13 protein-coding genes are annotated in these 18,791 nt (G+C 49.4%); 6 read left to right on the forward strand and 7 right to left on the reverse strand.

The features are described 5' to 3' along the window. Positions 1-24 precede the first annotated feature (24 nt). Entirely contained in the window at positions 25-1,149 is a 1,125-nt protein-coding gene (locus NV375_RS01105; protein WP_309137181.1) for an S-(hydroxymethyl)glutathione dehydrogenase/class III alcohol dehydrogenase, read from the reverse strand. Between the two features lie 142 nt (positions 1,150-1,291). Further along, on the reverse strand, positions 1,292-4,075 hold the full coding sequence (locus tag NV375_RS01110) for a pitrilysin family protein (protein WP_258806601.1): 2,784 nt from the start codon (positions 4,073-4,075) through the stop codon (positions 1,292-1,294). Between the two features lie 177 nt (positions 4,076-4,252). On the opposite strand from NV375_RS01110, the gene udk reads away from it, so the two are divergent. Together udk and NV375_RS01120 are read left to right on the forward strand one after the other, a co-directional pair. Beyond that, on the forward strand, positions 4,253-4,885 hold the full coding sequence (udk, locus tag NV375_RS01115) for a uridine kinase (protein ID WP_258240546.1): 633 nt from the start codon (positions 4,253-4,255) through the stop codon (positions 4,883-4,885). Positions 4,886-4,913: 28 nt separating this feature from the next. Beyond that, complete coding sequence (locus NV375_RS01120) at positions 4,914-6,158, forward strand: NupC/NupG family nucleoside CNT transporter (RefSeq protein ID WP_258806602.1); 1,245 nt, start codon at positions 4,914-4,916, stop codon at positions 6,156-6,158. A gap of 111 nt (positions 6,159-6,269) precedes the next feature. Here the strand turns inward: NV375_RS01120 and tesB are convergent, their stop codons facing one another. Next, complete coding sequence (tesB, locus tag NV375_RS01125; RefSeq protein WP_258240544.1) at positions 6,270-7,136, reverse strand: acyl-CoA thioesterase II; 867 nt, start codon at positions 7,134-7,136, stop codon at positions 6,270-6,272. A gap of 70 nt (positions 7,137-7,206) precedes the next feature. Then, a complete protein-coding gene (locus tag NV375_RS01130; RefSeq protein WP_258806603.1) occupies positions 7,207-8,100 on the reverse strand; it encodes a sensor domain-containing diguanylate cyclase in 894 nt (297 codons plus the stop codon). A gap of 231 nt (positions 8,101-8,331) precedes the next feature. Between NV375_RS01130 and acnA the strand changes: the two genes are divergently transcribed. Then, on the forward strand, positions 8,332-11,013 hold the full coding sequence (gene acnA, locus NV375_RS01135) for an aconitate hydratase AcnA (RefSeq protein ID WP_258806604.1): 2,682 nt from the start codon (positions 8,332-8,334) through the stop codon (positions 11,011-11,013). Positions 11,014-11,090: 77 nt separating this feature from the next. Here acnA and NV375_RS01140 read toward each other — a convergent pair whose 3' ends face one another. The 3 genes from NV375_RS01140 to folK all read right to left on the reverse strand — a co-directional run bounded on the left by NV375_RS01140 (position 11,091) and on the right by folK (position 15,536). Continuing rightward, the gene (locus NV375_RS01140; protein ID WP_258806605.1) at positions 11,091-14,321 is read right to left on the reverse strand and encodes a S41 family peptidase; all 3,231 of its coding nucleotides are present in this window, start codon (positions 14,319-14,321) and stop codon (positions 11,091-11,093) included. An 82-nt stretch (positions 14,322-14,403) separates the two neighbouring features. Continuing rightward, positions 14,404-15,117 (reverse strand): SDR family NAD(P)-dependent oxidoreductase, encoded by a 714-nt coding sequence (locus tag NV375_RS01145; protein ID WP_258806606.1) that lies wholly within the window; start codon positions 15,115-15,117, stop codon positions 14,404-14,406. Further along, positions 15,114-15,536: a 2-amino-4-hydroxy-6-hydroxymethyldihydropteridine diphosphokinase gene (gene folK, locus NV375_RS01150; protein WP_258806607.1), complete on the reverse strand. Its 423-nt coding sequence runs from the start codon at positions 15,534-15,536 to the stop codon at positions 15,114-15,116. Before folK ends, NV375_RS01145 begins: the two co-directional genes overlap by 4 nt. Positions 15,537-15,665: 129 nt before the next feature. Between folK and NV375_RS01155 the strand changes: the two genes are divergently transcribed. From NV375_RS01155 to NV375_RS01165, 3 genes are all read left to right on the forward strand, one after another. Next, positions 15,666-16,151: a hypothetical protein gene (locus NV375_RS01155; RefSeq protein ID WP_258806608.1), complete on the forward strand. Its 486-nt coding sequence runs from the start codon at positions 15,666-15,668 to the stop codon at positions 16,149-16,151. Continuing rightward, positions 16,148-17,587 (forward strand): sodium:solute symporter family protein, encoded by a 1,440-nt coding sequence (locus NV375_RS01160; protein ID WP_258240538.1) that lies wholly within the window; start codon positions 16,148-16,150, stop codon positions 17,585-17,587. The genes NV375_RS01155 and NV375_RS01160 overlap by 4 nt, the downstream gene beginning before the upstream one ends. A gap of 125 nt (positions 17,588-17,712) precedes the next feature. Then, entirely contained in the window at positions 17,713-18,777 is a 1,065-nt protein-coding gene (locus NV375_RS01165; protein WP_126769782.1) for an aspartate carbamoyltransferase, read from the forward strand. Positions 18,778-18,791 lie beyond the last annotated feature (14 nt).

The following is an 18,791-nucleotide window of genomic DNA, read 5'->3' on the forward strand; positions in this document are numbered from 1 at the left end:
GCGGCTCTCGTTAGTTGTTCGACGTTATTTGTCGAAATGGATGACTGAGCGAATAGATTTGCCTTCGTGCATCAGTTCAAAAGCTTTGTTGATGTCATTAAGCCCCATGGTGTGGGTAATGAACGTGCTTAATTCAAATTCGCCATTCAGGTAGCGTTGCACGTAGTCCGGCAGTTGTGTACGACCTTTAACGCCGCCGAAAGCACTGCCGCGCCAAACCCGTCCAGTGACAAGTTGAAAAGGTCGTGTGGCTATTTCTTCGCCGGCTCCGGCGACACCGATGATGACCGATTCTCCCCAGCCCTTATGGCAGCACTCTAGTGCTGAACGCATGACTTTAACGTTGCCGATACACTCAAACGAAAAGTCGACGCCGCCGTCGGTCATGTCAACGATGACTTCTTGAATCGGCTTGTCATAATCGTTCGGATTGACGCAATCAGTTGCGCCAAGTTGCCGAGCAATATCGAATTTACTTTCGTTGATATCAATCGCAATAATACGACTGGCTTTGGCCATCACGGCACCAATAATAACCGATAAGCCGATACCACCGAGGCCAAAAACCGCGACGGTGTCGCCCGCTTGAACTTTGGCGGTATTCTTTACAGCTCCCATGCCAGTTGTGACGCCGCAACCCAGTAGACAAACCTCTTCAAGTGGTGCGTCTTTACTGATCTTTGCGAGAGCTATTTCAGGTACGACGGTATGCTCGGCAAAAGTTGAGGTGCCCATATAGTGATAAATAGGCTTGCCATCTTTGGAAAAACGGGTGGTACCGTCTGGCATCAATCCTTGTCCCTGTGTGCTGCGAATGGCTTGGCACAAGTTGGTTTTTCCAGACGTACAGAATTTACACTCGCCGCACTCAGGGGTGTAGAGAGGGATCACATGATCGCCAACCTCGACGGAGGTGACACCTTCGCCAACGGCTTCGACAATACCGCCACCTTCGTGCCCTAAAATAGCTGGAAAAATACCTTCAGGGTCAGCTCCAGACAAAGTGTAAGCATCGGTATGACAGACGCCACTAGCGACGATGCGCACCAAGACTTCGCCTTTCTGCGGTGGCATCAAATCGACTTCTTCAATTGACAATGGTTCGCCCGGCGCCCAAGCAACCGCCGCGCGTGTTTTAATTATTTCCATGGTTACGTCCTTTACTAGAGATGCGAATACCCAACATGGTACATGCTACGGCGACAAAGGCCAAAACGACCATAGTCGTAGACAAAAAAAAAGCCGCTCTACGAGAGCGGCTTAAAAGCTATCCGAAGATAGAGTGACAACCTTAGATTTCGTTACCGTTGCTATCTAACTTGGTAACAGTACCAAGGTTCAGTGCGCGTACGTCATCTTCAATTTGACTTAAATCGCCAATGATGACCCACGTCAGCGCATCTGGGCGCAATACGTCGTCAGCGGTTTGCTGCACCGTATCAAGCTCCAATGAACGCACTCGTGAACCGTAGCTTTCGAGCCATTCCATGCCTTTACCTTTTTCCAAGGTATCAACAATAGAGCTGAGCAATGAAGACTTGGTTTCATAGGCACCCGGCAATTTGGCAGTCTTGTTAGCGATGACTTTCTCTAACTCGTCTGTAGTTGCGGGTTCATCACCCATGTAACCATTAAATTCCTTCAAGATCTCCTGAATCGACTCTTTGGTTTTATCGGTTTGCACCGGCGCAGAAGCAAGGATCATTCCGGCTTCGTCTGCAGCGAACCAGCTTGAACGCGCACCGTACGACCAACCTTTGTCTTCACGCAGGTTCATGTTCAAACGACTGGTGAAGCTACCACCTAAGATCGTGTTCATTACATCAATCGCAATCTCGTTGTCCACGCCATCTTGCGGAGCTAAGTGGCCAGCAATAATGGTTGACTGCGGAGTGCCTGGTTGGTCAATCAAGAACACCCGCGCTTCTTGTTGCGGCTGGACGTCAGTAAATTGCTTCGCTGGCGCATTGGCTGCAGGCGCTTGCCATTCGCCCAAATAAGCTTCGAGCAATGGTTTGATCTCGGCTTCAGTGGTTGCACCAACAATCACGAGACGCGAAATGTCTGGGCGTAACCACGTGTTGGCGTGAGCAACCAAGTCATCACGGTTGAGTGACGCAATCGATGCCTCGGTACCTGAACCCGTAAGCGGTACGCTGTAGGCGTGATTGTCACCAAACACCAGTTTCGGTAGTACTCGATAGGCCATCGCTGTAGGCTGGGCCTTTTCTTTCTTGATGTTTTCCAACCACAAGCCGCGTTTGCGCTCAATTTCTTCTTCTGAGAAAGCTGGATTCATCAGTACGTCAGCCATGATTTCAAGGCTTGGTTCAAGATTAGATACCAAGCTATCCATACTGACGGTCGAGTTATCAAGGCTCGCACTAGCGTACAAATTGGTACCAAGTGACTCGAGTTCTTTGCTTAGCTCAAGACTGTCACGCGAGGTGGTGCCTTCCCGCAACATGCTCATGGTGTAACTCGCAGTACCAACTTTAGCACCAAAGTCCGAAGCGTAACCGCTGTCAATGATGAGGCGCATTTGCACCGTAGGTACGTCGTGACGCTCAGCTAACGCAACTTCAAGGCCATTTGATAAGGTGAAGGTGGTGAGTTCCGGCAGGTCAAGCTGCGGTAATTCACCGACTTCAGGCAATTGCGAGCGGTCAGCTTGCGGCTCAGCCGTGGTGTATTTAGGTTGTGGTACAACATTCAAAACAAAAGCACCATCGCTTAACCAACGCTCTGCAGCTGCTTGTACATCGGCAGGGGTGGCTTTTTCGATAATATCCCACGAGGTTTTGTAGAAGCCAGGGTCGTCGTGATAAACGGTACCGGCCGCAAGAATGTCTGATTTACCCCCGAAGCCGCCAATACGCTCAGCGCCGCGAACAAAGCCAGCAGCGTTGCTGAACTTGGTACGCGCAAGTTCTTCGGCAGTTGGACCTTCAGCGATGATTTTCGCAAGTTCTTCATCGATGATGGCTTCAATGCGATCCATGTCAACGCCTGGCTTAGCATCGGCAATGACGAAAAATTGACCGGCCAATTGACGTTCATACTGGAACCCGGAAACCATGCTCGCAATTTGCTCATCGTAAACGAGACGCTGATACAAACGTGAGTTCTTACCGCTTGCGAGAATATCGACCAACATGCTCAAGTATTCTGAGTCCGCGGTGCCCATTTCAGCTGTGTTCCAAAGCTTGTACAAACGCGCTGCAGGAACATTATCTTCCATTGTAGCTCGCTTAGTTCCCTCGCGTTTAGCTACCCAGCTTTTCATCTTCTTCAATGGCTTACCTGCGTCGATGTGGCCAAAGTACTTATTCATTTTGGCCTTGGCAGTTTCGACATCGATGTCGCCTGCAAGCACAACGACGGCGTTAGCGGTACCGTAGTAATCATTAAACCACTGATGTACGTCATCTAATGATGCTGCATTCAAGTCTTCCATCGAACCGATGACTGACCATGAGTACGGGTGGCCTTCAGGGAAAGTTTGCTCTGCTAAATAACCGAATACGCGGCCGTAGGGTTGAGCTTCGCCTTGACGTTTTTCGTTCTGAACAACACCGCGTTGTTCGTCGAGTTTCTCTTGGGTGATGGCGCCAAGTAGATGGCCCATACGGTCAGATTCCATCCACAGTGCCATATCAAGGGCTGGGGTCGGAACGTTTTGGAAGTAGTTCGTGCGGTCACTGTTGGTGGTACCGTTCATGTCGGTCGCACCAGCGCGTTCAAACGGGCCAAAATACTCATCATCGTAGTTTTCGGTACCGTTGAACATCAAGTGCTCAAACAAGTGTGCAAAGCCTGATTTACCTTCAGGTTCGTCTTTCGAGCCAACGCCATACCAAACATTGACTGCAACGATAGGCGCTTTACGGTCTTCATGGACAACAACGCGTAAGCCATTGTCCAGCGTGAAGCTCTCATAGCTAATGTCGACTTCAGGTAAGTTCTGCTGTACCACGACAGGATCATTTGCGGCTGATTGCTGTGCCGTGGCTTGGCAACCACCAAGCAAAACAGAGGCAACAGCCATAGCTGTTAGGGTTTTCGATAATCGCATGGTTTTCTTCCGTTTTGTTTTAATTAACTTTGCCATCATAAAGGAGGGCGACTTTGTTGTAATCTTGTAAGCTGTGAAAAAATGTAACAAGATCAGTCAAACATCGACAACGCTTCCAATTAGTTAATGGATCAAGGATAATTGCGCGTTGTTGTCGGGCAAACGAAGATTTTGAGTGTGGGAAAAACAACGATCATAGCCATTGCTGGGGCTTCGGCGTCAGGTAAAAGTTTATTCGCTTCGACGGTTTACCAAGAGCTGGTGGCCGAGCTAGGCGGTAACGGTATTGCCATTTTGAATGAAGATGCCTACTACCGTGATCAGAGTCATTTAACTTTTGAGCAGCGACAGTTAACCAACTATGATCATCCGTCGGCATTTGAGCATGAACTTTTGGTGCAGCATCTTCAGCAATTAAGTGCTGGTAATTCCATAGCGATGCCGCAGTACAACTACAAAACGCACACCCGCACCGAAGAAACCATCAAAGTGCAGCCTGGCAAAGTCATCATGGTTGAAGGGATTTTGTTGCTCCATGACCCACATTTGCGTAAGTTGTTCGACATCTCGGTGTTTATGGATACGCCACTAGATGTCTGTTTGTTACGCCGTATGATCCGAGATGTTGAGGAACGAGGTCGTACGATCCAGTCGGTCGCCGAGCAGTACGAGGAGACCGTGCGTCCTGCGTTCTTCGAGTTTATTTTGCCATCGAAACAGTTTGCTGATTTGGTGGTGACCCGCGGCGGTCAAAATGAGATTGCCATCGACCTTATAAAATCGAAAATCCGTCAATTATTGGCGGAGTAAGAACTAACTAAAATAAACGGTCTATTATATGAATAGTTTCCTCGGCATCGCCATTTTGTTTGCCATTGCCATAGTGTTTTCGACCAACCGCAAAAGTATTCGCTGGCGCACCGTGGGTGGCGCCTTTGCCATTCAAGTTTTACTTGCCGCCTTTGTTTTGTACGTGCCCTTTGGTCAAGACGTCTTGTACGCGGTTGCTTCAGGCGTTTCAAAAATCATATCGTTCACCAGTGCTGGCATCGATTTCATGTTCGGTGGTTTGGCCTCGGCTGATTTTGGTTTCGTTTTTGCCATTCAAGTCTTAAGCGTTATTGTCTTTTTCTCGTCGTTGATCTCCGTGCTCTACTATTTAGGCATCATGAAGTGGATCATTCGTATTCTGGGCGGTGGCTTGCAAAAAATCATCGGTAGTAGCCGACCTGAATCGATGTCGGCAGCAGCTAATATTTTTGTTGGGCAAACCGAAGCACCGATGATGGTACGTCCGTTTATTTCCAGCATGACTCGTTCTGAGCTGTTTGCAGTTATGGTCGGCGGCATGTGCTCGGTATCGGGTTCTGTGCTTGCCGGATACGCAGGTGTGGGTGTCGAACTGAAATACCTTATCGCCGCTAGCTTCATGGCAGCACCAGCGGGCTTGATGATGGCTAAAATCCTCATGCCAGAGCTAGATAAACCGCGCGAAGATATCGAAAACATCATTGAGAGCAATAACACGCAAAAAGCCGGTGATGTCCAAGTGGAAGACCGTGCAGTCAACGTTATCGACGCTGCCGCTGCGGGCGCCTCGAGCGGTGTGCAACTGGCGATTAACGTTGGTGCTATGCTCATTGCGTTTGTTGCGTTAATTGCGCTTATCAATGGCATCTTCGGTTGGGTTGGCGGCTGGTTTGGTCATCCGGACCTTTCACTACAAGAGCTCTTTGGCTATGTTTTTCAGCCTATCGCGTATGTACTTGGCGTAAGCTGGGATGAAGCCCAACTCGCCGGCAGTTTTATTGGTCAGAAGCTGGTTATTAACGAGTTCGTCGCTTACCTCGATTTTGTCAATTACCGCGAGCAGCTTAGTGAGCACAGTGAAGTTATTATCACCTTTGTATTGTGCGGCTTCGCGAATTTTTCGTCGATTGCAATCCTACTTGGGGGACTTGGCGGTATGGCGCCGAGTCGACGTCATGATATTGCGCGTTTAGGTTTGCGAGCGTTATTGGCAGCTACTTTGGCTAACATGATGAGCGCAGCCATCGCTGGCTTCTTCTTCACCATCTCGTAATTCGTGGTTTGTTTGGGTAGCCCGTGGTTCTACCACGGGGACTGTCGAATTCAACAAAAATGGTCAAAACGTTTAGCTAAGCCCGTGGTAGAACCACGGGCGACGAACAAATTAACGCTTTTTGTGTTTACGCATGACGCCTTCTTGGGCGGTTGATGCTACTAAGACCCCATCCCGCGTAAAGAACTGGCCTCTGACTAAACCGCGCGCGCCGCAGGCGACCGGACTATCAATCGCATACAACATCCAGTCATCCATGCGAAAATCCTTATGAAACCACATTGAATGGTCGATCGTAGCCATTTGCATATCTGGCTGCGCAAAGCTCGCACCATGCGGCTGCAATGCCGTTGGCAGAAAGTTAAAGTCCGACGCATAGGCCAGTAGATACTTGTGAATGCGTGGGTCATTCGGCATCTCGCCATTGGCTTTGATCCAAACGTAGCGCTTTGGCGCATCAATTTTAGGTTTGAACGGGTTGTTCGCCGTCACAAACCGCATTTCGATCGGTTTCTCTGAGATAAACTTATTGCGTATACGTTCTGGAATGAGTTCTGCATGTTCGCGATAAATATCGATATCGGACACCAACCCTTCAGGTCCTGGAACTTCTGGCATGGTGTCCTGATGTTCAAAGCCCGGTTCATCGATTTGAAATGACGCAGTCATGTAAAAGATGGGCTTACCATATTGCACAGCTTTGACGCGTCGGGTCGAAAAGCTCTTACCATCACGAACGTTTTCAACGTCATAAACGATAGGCTTCTGTGCATCGCCCGGGCGTAAAAAATAGGAATGTAGGGAATGTACCTTGCGATCCTCTGGCAACGTTTCTTTAGCCGCGGAAAGGGCTTGGCCAATCACCTGACCGCCAAAGACTGCGCCGAAACCTAAATCTTGGCTTTGCCCACGGTAGATCCCCTGTTCGATGGTTTCTAATCGTAATAAGTCTAATAAATCCTGCAATACCTGACTCATTTTTCTTCCTTAAGAGTGGCTTAGTAAGGCCATTATAAACTGCCGAATCCTAGCGACAATAGCGTAATGTTTAAAGCAGGGTAATCAATGAGATGGTCGTCGGGTGATGTTTTGCTTTGTACATTACGGTGTCCGCTTGCTGCAGCAGCGTTTCGAGTGGCGGGTGAGGTGCACGTGAGATCACACAGCCAACACTGGCGGTAATGCCAAATGATAGATGATCCATTTGAATGGGAATTTTTAGTGCATCATGTAGCTTTTGTACAATAGCTTTTGCAGTTTGTTGATCACCCACGTCGGCGAACAAGGCGACGAATTCGTCACCACCGATCCGCGCGATTGTATCGTTATTGCGAATCTGACCTTTTAATCGCCGCGCCGCGGAACGCAGTATTTCGTCGCCAATAGCATGACCGAAGCGGTCGTTGACGTCTTTGAAGTGATTAAGATCGATGTACGCTACGGCCAATGGGCTATTGCTGGCTAACAGTAATTCGGCCTGGCGATAAAAATAGTTACGATTGGGCAAGCCGGTCAGCGAATCGTGATGAGCACTATGCTGTAGTTGTTCTAGTAGCTCTTCGCGCTGATTTTCGGCTTGTCGATGTGCTGTCACGTCACGCGCAACGGCAATACGAATATCGTCATCGGGTGAATAGCGTGCTGACCAAACGATATGAGCGACATCGCCGTTCTTACGGATATAGCGGTTCTCAAAATGAATCTTCGCTTCACCGGCGACGATCTCGTTTACAACCTTTAAGGTTTTTGCTTGGTCGTCCGGGTGGATGAAGTCAAACATACAGCGGCCTATCATCTCTTGTGGAGGATAGCCAAATACGCGCTCACCACCGGCACTAATATAGACGAATTCATTGTTGGTGTTGACCACGCAAATGGCGTCCATGAGTAAGTCCATGTAGTGTCCAAGGGCTTCGAACATTGGCAACTTGGGATGCGGCACGCTGTTTACCTATGTGGATTCATTACTTAGTTTTATAGCACTATCACGGCCAACATAAAATCGATCTGTTGAAAAGCTGAGCAACAAATGATTTAGGAAGTGTTTCAGCAGCTTAGTGAGTTGATCTTTGTCAGTGAAGATCCCATAGTGAACATAGCTATCATTTATGGCTTAGCTGGCAATTTATAGCTAAGCTTAAGGAATCTATCGTTCGTGGAGAAGGAGAGAGCTATGTCGAGCCACGACAGCCTGAAGACCCTAAGTACGTTAGAAGTGAATGGTAAAACTTATCACTATCATAGTTTGCCAAAGGCCGCGGAGAAACTAGCGGCGATAGGTGATGTCGACAAACTACCGACATCCATGAAAGTTCTGCTCGAAAACATGTTGCGCAATGAGGATGGCGACACCGTCAAAGAAAGCGATATTGAAGCTATTGCTCAGTGGTTGAGTGAACGGAAATCCGATAAAGAAATTCAATACCGTCCTGCACGAGTGTTAATGCAAGACTTTACGGGTGTTCCGGCGATTGTAGACTTAGCCGCAATGCGTGATGCAGTAGGTAAAGCTGGGCAGGATCCTGAGCAAATTAATCCATTATCTGCCGTCGATTTGGTCATTGACCACTCCGTTATGGTAGATAAATTCGCTTCGCCTGAAGCGTTTAAAGAAAACGTTCGTATTGAAATGGAACGTAACTTTGAACGTTATCAATTCTTGCGTTGGGGCCAAAGTGCATTTAAAAACTTTCGCGTTGTGCCGCCGGGAACCGGTATATGCCACCAGGTTAACTTAGAATATCTGGCCAAAGTCGCATGGACCAAAGAGCAAGACGGTAAAACGTTTGTCATGCCAGATACCCTCGTCGGTACGGATTCGCACACCACCATGATTAACGGTCTTGGCGTTCTCGGCTGGGGTGTTGGTGGTATTGAAGCTGAAGCGGCGATGCTTGGCCAGCCGATTTCAATGTTGATTCCAGAAGTGGTCGGCTTCCGTATGACGGGTAAACTGCCTGAAGGCGTTACCGCCACTGACCTGGTCTTGACCGTTACGCAAATGCTGCGCAAACAAGGTGTTGTAGGTAAATTCGTTGAATTTTACGGTCCTGGTTTAGATAACTTGCCGTTAGCTGACCGTGCAACTATTGCCAACATGGCGCCGGAGTATGGCGCAACCTGTGGTTTCTTCCCAGTAGATCAAGAGACCCTTCGTTATCTAGAGCTCTCTGGACGTGATCAAGACACCATCGATCTGGTCGAAGCCTATAGCAAAGCCCAAGGTATGTGGCGTGAAACTGGCAAAGAGCCGGTCTTCACCGATTCATTAGAGCTTGATTTGAGCACGGTAGAAGCTTCTCTTGCGGGACCTAAACGCCCACAAGATCGTGTAGCAATGCCGCAGCTCGGCTCAAACTTTGACCTGATTCTTGAGCAAGATGGCAAAGCCAACGAAAAAGACAAGAAAGTCCAGGTGCCGGGTAAGGATTATGAGCTCGCCCATGGTGACGTGGTGATTGCCGCGATTACTTCGTGCACCAACACCTCTAATCCAAGTGTGCTGATGGCAGCGGGCTTAGTTGCCAAAAAAGCTGTTGAGAAAGGTTTAGACCGTAAGCCTTGGGTCAAGTCTTCACTGGCGCCAGGCTCCAAAGTGGTCACCGACTACCTTGCGAAAGCGGGTTTCACGCAATACCTTGATAAGCTTGGTTTCAACTTGGTGGGTTATGGTTGTACGACCTGTATTGGTAACTCAGGGCCTTTACCTGATGAAATCAGTGCCGCAATTAAAGAAGGCGACCTAACCGTATCATCGGTGTTGTCAGGTAACCGTAACTTTGAAGGTCGTGTACACCCTGAAGTACAGGCTAACTGGTTAGCGTCACCACCGTTGGTTGTGGCGTATGCGCTGGCAGGTACGACACGCATTGACTTGAGTAAAGAACCGCTTGGTGAAGATCAAGACGGTAACCCCGTCTACTTGAAAGATATTTGGCCGAGCAGCAAGGAAATCGCCGATGCGGTGAGCTTTGTTGATGGGCAAATGTTCCGCAACGAATACGCTGAAGTGTTCGATGGCGACGAAGAGTGGCGCAGTATTCCAATTGGCGAAGGGAACACGTACAACTGGAGCGATGATTCAACCTACGTGAAGAATCCGCCGTACTTTACTGAAATTGATCAGCCGTTGCCACCGATGAGCGACATCAAAGATGCGCGCGTATTGGCATTGTTTGCTGATTCAATTACCACGGACCATATTTCACCTGCCGGCTCAATTAAGCACGACTCGCCAGCAGGGAAATACTTGCAAGCGAATGGGGTAGAGGTGAAAGACTTTAACTCTTACGGTTCGCGTCGTGGTAACCATGAAGTGATGATGCGCGGTACCTTTGCCAATATTCGCATTAAAAACCAGATGCTGGATGATGTGGAAGGTGGCTTCACTGTACACGTACCGTCGGGCGAGCAAATGCCTATTTACGACGCCGCCATGAAGTACCAAAAAGACAACACACCTTTGGTAGTGTTGGCGGGTAAAGAGTATGGCACTGGCTCAAGCCGCGACTGGGCAGCTAAAGGTACTATCTTGCTCGGCGTGAAAGCGGTCATTGCTGAGAGCTTTGAACGTATTCACCGTTCCAATCTCGTTGGTATGGGTGTTTTACCGTTGCAGTTTGAAGACGATCAGGGTGTGAAAGCCCACGGCTTGACCGGCCATGAGCAAATTTCGATTGAAGGTATTAACGAAAACCTCAAGCCCGGTCAAATGCTGAAGGTTACCGCTAAGAAGGACGATGGTTCCGAAGTAACCTTTAACGTGAAGTGCCGCATCGATACGAACAACGAACTGCAGTACTACAAAAACGGTGGTATTTTGCATTACGTGTTACGCCAGATGTTGGCCGCGTAAACGCTTTACGCACGTGATAAAAAACGCCAGGCATTGCCTGGCGTTTTTGTTTGTGGTTTAACATCAGCTGCGGTTGATTAACCCCCTAACGCAGTGGGGAGGGCAGGCGGCTCGCGGTAATCCCGCGGAGGGTTTTTACGCAGTTTCTCTAAGGTCTCAGCAACGCCACGTTCGAGCTGTGGATCACGGCCTTCATTTACCGCCAAGGGGTTAAGGATAACTTCGATATCTGGCGCTACACCCTCATTTTCGACAGCCCATTCGCCTTCAGGCGTGAAGAAACGGAAGTATGGCACGGTATGAAAACCGCCATCAATGAGGCTTGGATTGGCACTAATACCAATTAAGCCGCCCCAAGTGCGGGTACCGACGGTGGTACCGAGGTTCAAATACGAGAAAGACCACGGTAAAAAGTCACCGCCCGAGCCGGCATCCTGGTCGATGAGCATCGTTTTGGGGCCGTGAATCGCTGCTCCAGGTGTGGTCCACACTGCTGCGTCACGTTCATACCAACCTGACAAATGCGGCCGTGCTAACAGTTCGGTAATGTAATTGGCCGCTTGCCCGCCACCGTTACGGCGCTCGTCAATGAGTAGTGCGGGTTTATTGGCTTGCGGGAAGAACATACGGTTAAAGAAGTAGTAACCAGCATCCGTCGTGTTAGGTAAGTACACGTAGGCAATTTGCCCGTCGCTTTGCTCATCAACGTAGCGCTGGTTTTGCTGAATCCAATGCCATAACCGCAGTTCGCCCTCGTTTGCGGTCGGCGTAACGGTCACTTCACGTGCGTTAGCGCCAGCGGCTGAATCTGCCACGGTTAAGGTAACTGCTTGTCCGGCGGTGCCAACAAAATGAGCGAAAAGCGACTTATCGGCTTTAATTTGTTGACCGTTGATGGCCAAGATGAAATCACCTTCTGCGACGTCGATTCCAGGCACGGCGAGCGGTGCCTGTAAATCAGGACTCCAGCGATCGCCTTGGTACAGCGTGGCAATTTGGTAGCGGCCATCAACAATATTGAAGTCGGCGCCAAGCAAACCAACATTATCGCTTTCGCCTCGGAATACATCGCCGCCGCCGACATTGTTGTGGCCGACTTGCAGCTCACTAATCATGCCAACCAAAACCGTGTTGAGGTCAGCGCGACGTTTGACGTGTGGGAGTAGCGCAGCATATTTGTCATAAATAGCTTGCCAATCGATGCCATGCATATTTTCCGCGTAGAAGTACTCTTTTTGCATACGCCATACATCGTCAACTATTTGCTGCCATTCGCGTTGCGGATCGATAAAGCTTTTCACTTGATTTAAGGCTATGGGCTTACCTTCGAACTTGGCTGCTGCGGGTCCGACGGCCAAAGTGCTCGGTGCACTGAAGGTTAATAGCTGTTTGCCATCGGCACTGAGATCGTAGCTGGCAATTTTATCGCTCACTTGCGCAGCCTCGCGCGCAGCGAAGTCATAACGCATAAGGCTCATCTGATTTGGGCCGTTACTTGGTGTTTTGATACCGTCTTGGGGTTGCCGCAAATAGAACAAGCTACCGTCTTCGGCCACCGCGAGTTGCTGATAAAACTGCTCACCCACTGGCAGGGCACTGATACGTGAGGTTAGGCCTTCGGTATCGATGCTAAACGCGGGCTTATCTTTTGCTTCGTCGTCATTGCTGTCATCACTGGCCGCACTCTCATCGCTTAAACGCGGGGCTACCGGTGATGGCACATCATTGCGTAAACTCAATGCATAAATCCCCATTCGCACGGGGCGTTCTTGCGCAGACAAATCGAGCCAGCTAATTGCTGGGCCAGCGTTGACTGACGCGGTGAAGAATAAGTAGTCGTTGCTAAAGACAGGGTTGCTGGCAAAGCTCATCCCCTCTGTTAGCGCTTGCTTTGCTTCGGTTTCAGTGTTGTACAAATAGATTTTACTGAAGCCTTGAGCGTTTAAGGCATTAAACGCAAGGTAGCTACCCTCCGGAGCAAAGGAAACTTGTTGGTCCCAGCGCCGTTCGCCAGAGTGGACTTTGCTGATTTCACCCGATGCGGTATCGAGCAGGTAAAGGTTGATATGATTGTCGCTCAAGGCTAAACGCTGGCCGTCGGGTGACCAAGCCAAAAGGCTGTAGTAGCTTGAGCCGGGCAGCGCAAAACGCTGTTGTTCACCAATACCATCTTGCGGTGCGATGACGACAGCTTGCTTACCGTCGTCTTGGACGAAGGCAATACGATCGCCATCAGGGTGCCATAACCCGGTATATTCACGTTGCCCATCGGTACTACTCAGGTTGCGCGTAGGCCCATGTTCAACAGCGACCGAGAAGATGTCACCGCGAGCCGTCAAGGCGACGCGTTTGCCGGTCTTAGATAAGTCAAAATCAGTGATCATTTGGCTTGCATCTTGCCAATCAGGTTCGAGTTGAGGGGCAGGTGCAGCAAGTTTTATTTGTAGGCGTTGCGGTTCGTTATTAGCGACTTGCCAACGGTACAGGTAACCACCAGCAGAGAACACAATGGTGTCACCGTGGCCATTGGCACTGGTGATGTCCCATTCGGTAAACTGGGTCAGTTGCTCTAATTCGCCAGCGTTGTAGCGGTACAAATTGGCGGCAACATCATCACGATCGGAGATCAGATAAAGGTCGTCGGCCAACCAAAATGGATGATGGTGGCTGGCATTGGCACGTGGTAGCTGGCTAAATTCATCGTCATCTTTATTGAGCAGCCATACGGGCGGCGTGGAACCGCCGCGATGCAAGCGCCAACCTGCCGTTTGGTTGTTGGGTAAGCGGTTTGGCCGGTAGGCGAGGGTTTCACCATCGTTGGCAAACTTACCTTCGGCGACCACAGCTTCCATGTATTTTTCTGGATAACCACCCGCTACTGCGACACTAAACAGTTGGCTACTACGGGTATTCAGCACCGCGCGATTCGAGGTGAAATAGACGCGGTCGCCTGCGGCTGACCAGTCTGTTACGACATCGTGACTAGGGTGGTAAGTAAGGCGCTGAGCTGCACCGCCATGAATTGACATCACATAGACATCGTCATTGCCGTGATAGTCGGCTGAGAACGCAAGCCATTGGCCGTCTGGCGAGAAAAGCGGTTTAGTCTCGCTCGCTGGGTGGCTGGTGAGTTGTCGGGGCTGGCTGCCATCGTGATTCGCTAGCCAAATGTCACCACCATGTACGAAGGCGATGTGGTTGGCGGAAACATCTGGTTGTTCAAGGAGTCGTGTTTCGGTGGATTCGCTCGCATTGACGCTGACGCTCAATGCCGCTACTGCAACCCAGACGAGTTTATTGGTTTTCATTCGTATGCCCTTCTTGCAAAAGAATCGGGTGAGTTTAACTGCAAGTCACTCCACAATTTAGCACAAGACGCAGCATCGTAAATTAAATCATCAGCGCCCGACCACCATCGACCTTTATAAATTCACCGGTAACAAAAGGGTTGTCACGAAGAAAGCGCACCGCTTGCAGCATGGGCTCAAGTCCGCCTTCTAGGTTAAGCGGTGTTTCGGCCAATACTTTTTGGCGATGTGCACTGTCATGTTCTGGCAGGAACAGAATCGGTCCAGGTTGAATACCGTTTACGCGGACTTCTGGCGCCAGTGCTTTGGCAAAGCTGAGAGTGAGGTTGGCCAGTCCGGCTTTGGCGGCGCAATAAGCAATGTAGTCGGTCGACGGGCTATCGGTGTAGATGTCGGTAATATTAATCACGACTGCGTTATCCGCCTGCTTTAACTGTGGTTGTAGGCCGTTAATAAGCAAGTAGGGCGCCTGCACGTGCACTTCGAATACTGCAGCTAACGCAGTCGGGTCGCTATCAACCGTTTGGTTGTTGAAGAAACAGGAAGCGTTGTTTACCAACAAGTCAATACGCTGAGTTTGTGCCTGGACGGCGGCAATGAGCGCCGTAATGGCGTCATGGGAGGTGAGGTCGGCTTGCACACCAACAGCGCCGAGCTCTTCTAATTCGGCAACGCCGTCGCGCGAGGAATTGTAATGAGCGAATACGCGATAGCCTTCCGCAAGCAGTGACTTGGCGAGCGCAAAACCAAACCGGCGTCCAGCACCGGTAATGAAGGCGACAGGTTGCTGGCTCATGCAATGAGCTCCTCGTTGTGTAAGGTAACTTTTAACTCTTCAGCCAGATTGGCTAAATAACTCGGCACTTGCAGCCACGCCTTATCGAGCGTCGCCGACGTGATCTCGGCAGTCATCTCGGCAAGTATGTCGATATCCATTGGGCGGTCTTTTTCGCTACTGCGTGGGTCAGAGCGATCGCGTCCAAGTGCTTCCTCGATGGCATTAAATTTAGCTTTTAATTGCTGCGCTGTGAGAGTGCTCTCGATAATAAACAACGCATTTAAAAACTCATGCTCGGTTTCGATGGCAACGGGTTGTGTATAACGAGCCGCAGAAAAGTACGTGCGGCCTAAGTCTTTAAGCTGTTCTTTTGCGAGGCTGAAATTTTTCTCAGGAGCGATGTTTGCGCCCATACTGCATAAATAGCGTTGCGTCATAACCAAACTGCCTTGTCGTTGTCTGCTCTAGCATAACCTGATACGCAGCAACTCGAAAGAGAGATCCCTCCAGTTGCAATGCTTTTCACAGCTTGCTAGCCTAGAAACAAAGAGCTACAGGAAGGAAACGTGCCGAAACTCGACGGCTTAAGTATTCACATCGCTCTGTTGTTACTCATCACGCTGTTGGCGCGACCTGCTGCTGCGCAACAAGCATCTACCGCTGCCGAGACGCAGCAAAACATCGACTATCAATTGACATTATCAACTGAACGCAGCCGTGAAGGCTATTTCGTGGTCGCAATCGATCAAGCCCCGCAAACCAAAATGGTGTTGCAACAAAGCGCAAGCGCCGACTTTTCATCTGTAACAGCTGAGTTTGATTGGTTCGGTGATTTTACTGAAATGACCCTTACTGGCTTCAGCGATGGTGAATACTATTTTCGCCTCAAATCCGTTGCAGGGGTGAGTAGCAATGTCGTGCAATTGCGAGTGGAGCACTATTCGCAGTGGCAAGCATACAGCCTGTTTTTTATCGGTTTCTTGCTGTTTAGCGTATTGGTGGTAACGCTTATCACCTTGCACGTGCGCACGCGACGACAGGAGGTGGCATGAACGAAGTAAGTGGCTTCGCGCTGTCGAGTTCCTTGGGACTCACACTCGTGGTGCTATTTGGTATCGCCTGGATCGCATTTGGTTGGTATTTGGGCCGTGCCAATAAAACCCACGAAGATTTTGCTTTGGCTGGACGTAACGTTGGTTTCGCGCTGGCTGCTGCGACGGCTATGGCGACGTGGGTCACCAGCAACACCACCTTGGTTGCGCCACAATTAACTTACCAGTTCGGCGTCTGGGGCATGGTCGGCTATTCCTTTGCCGCACTCGGGCTGATTCTCTTTGCGCCATTGGCCGCACGGATTAAACGCTTAATGCCCAATGGCTATACTTCGGGAGACTTTATCCGCTTACGTTACGGTCGTGCTGCGTGGTGGGTGTTTATTATTATTTCGGTCGTTTATGCATTTGGTTGGTTGGTCTCACTTGGTATGGCTGGCGGTATCTTACTCGAAGCGCTTAGTGGTTTGGACTATCACATCGGCATGAGTGCTATTTTGCTGATTTGTGTCGGTTACACACTTTTTGGCGGCTTACGCGCGGTTATTGCAACGGACTTCATTCAAGCATTGATTATTATCGTTGGGGTGGTGTTGATCGCTTGGTTCTTGATTGACACGGTGAGTTTGGAGTCGATTCACCAAGAAGTGAAAAGCAATCACCCGCAATTACTCGATCTCTTGTTCCCAGCGGCAATTATGTTTTTATTCAACAACATATTTTTTGGCTTGGGAGAGATTTTTCACTCCAATGTCTGGTGGTCACGGGCACTTGCTTTCAAGGGAAAGGTTGCCTTTAAAGCTTATTTGTTAGGTGGTTTATTGTGGCTGCCCATTCCAATTGTGACTGGCTTTATTGCGTTGGCGGCACCACAACTTGGTATTTTTCCACCAAGTGCAGACATGGTCGGGCCAATGGTTGCTGCTGAGGTACTGGGTAAAATTGGCGCCGTAGTGGTATTCATAGTGGTATTTTCGGCATTAGCGTCTAGTCTTGATTCATTACTTGCCGCGACGTCTGACTTGGTTACACGGGATATTTATCACAAGTACCTTAAGCCGCAAGCGAGTGACCAACATTTATTACGCTTTAATCGTTACAGTATTTTAGGATTAGGCATTGTCACGTGGCTGTTCTGTTTGCCTCAAATTGCCACCTTAGGGGCTTTGTTGAACTTCGCTGGCGCTTTTGTGGCGAGTACGATTTTCCCTGTTGTCCTTGGTCTGTACCAACGTAAATTGACTGGGACGTATGCTGCTGCAGCCATGGCGCTGGGCACCTTAAGTGGCCTTGTCGGCTACTTTACTATCGGCTTTTACGTCGCAGCACTACTTTCGTGCATTGTATCGGCGGCACTATGCGGGTTTGGCTTACTTACCAGTCAAGCGCGCTTTGATTGGCAGCAGTTGAATGAAAAAGAGGAGCCAACCTCATGATCATGGGTCTTACTGCATTTAGTACCTTGGTATGGGTTTGCCTTGCGCTGACTGCCTGCGCACCGCTCATTTTATTGGGGCTGTGGTTAAAAGATTTCCTTTCTAAACAATTATGGTAATCCACTATGAACGTGAATGACGTCTCGTTTGAGCGTGAACGTCCGGATGTCTATGGGGACGCTCATCCCAAGGCATTGTTACGGACGATTCAAGAAGACGGTGATTTTCTGGTAAAACTGGCCAATCAACATATTGTGTCGGGTGATCAGTTTGACCAAGACACTATGAAGCAGCTATTTCGCTTGGCCGCTAAGATTGAAAGTAATCCCAAGCGTTTTAGTTCGCCGTTACAAAATAAAATTTTAATTAGTGCGTTCTATGAGCCAAGCACGCGGACACGACTGAGTTTTGAAAGTGCATGGCATCGACTTGGTGGTGACATCATGTCAATTACGGATCGCTCGACCACCGGTATTGCTAAGGGCGAGTGTTTGGCCGATGTCGCTGAAATGTTTAACAATTATGGTGACTGTGTCGTACTGCGAGATAACCACGAAAGCTCGTTGTTCGAGATGATGGATGCGCTGCGTATTCCAATCATCAATGCCGGTAATGGTGTCGATGAACATCCAACGCAAGCGCTGTCCGACATGTACGCGATTTTCAAATGGCGACCCACACTGATTAACCCAGAAGAGAACGACAAGATTAAAATTGGCGTTATTGGTGTACCCAACAAAATGCGCACAGTACGTAGCTTTCTTAAGTGTTTGTCGGTGTTTCCACATGCGGTGGATGAACTGGTTATTATTCATGACGAAGCGAGTACTGGCGAATTGTTTGGCCAAGGTCAGCGGGAAGAATTAGAAAGCCGTGGTATTACTATCCGTACCGTGACCGATCTCGATAGCGTCTTACCTGAGCTTGATGTGGTGTATATCAACGCTATTTCTTGGGAGGGTGACACGTTTAATACTTATGGCAGTGCGTTTCATTTAACCGCCAAGTCACCGCTAAAACAAGATGCGATTATTCTGCATCCGTTGGCGCGCGGCGATGAACTCTCAACGGATCTCGATCACACCTCCCACAATTGGTATTTCAGCCAAGCGCGTGGGGCGGTGTTTCTGCGGATGGCTCTCTTAACCTGTATGGTCGAGCGCGCTGAACGCGTGATTGATGTGGTGTAATAACAAAGCGAGGA

The organism is Pseudidiomarina sp. CB1 (assembly GCF_024752025.1).
Classification (GTDB): domain Bacteria; phylum Pseudomonadota; class Gammaproteobacteria; order Enterobacterales; family Alteromonadaceae; genus Pseudidiomarina.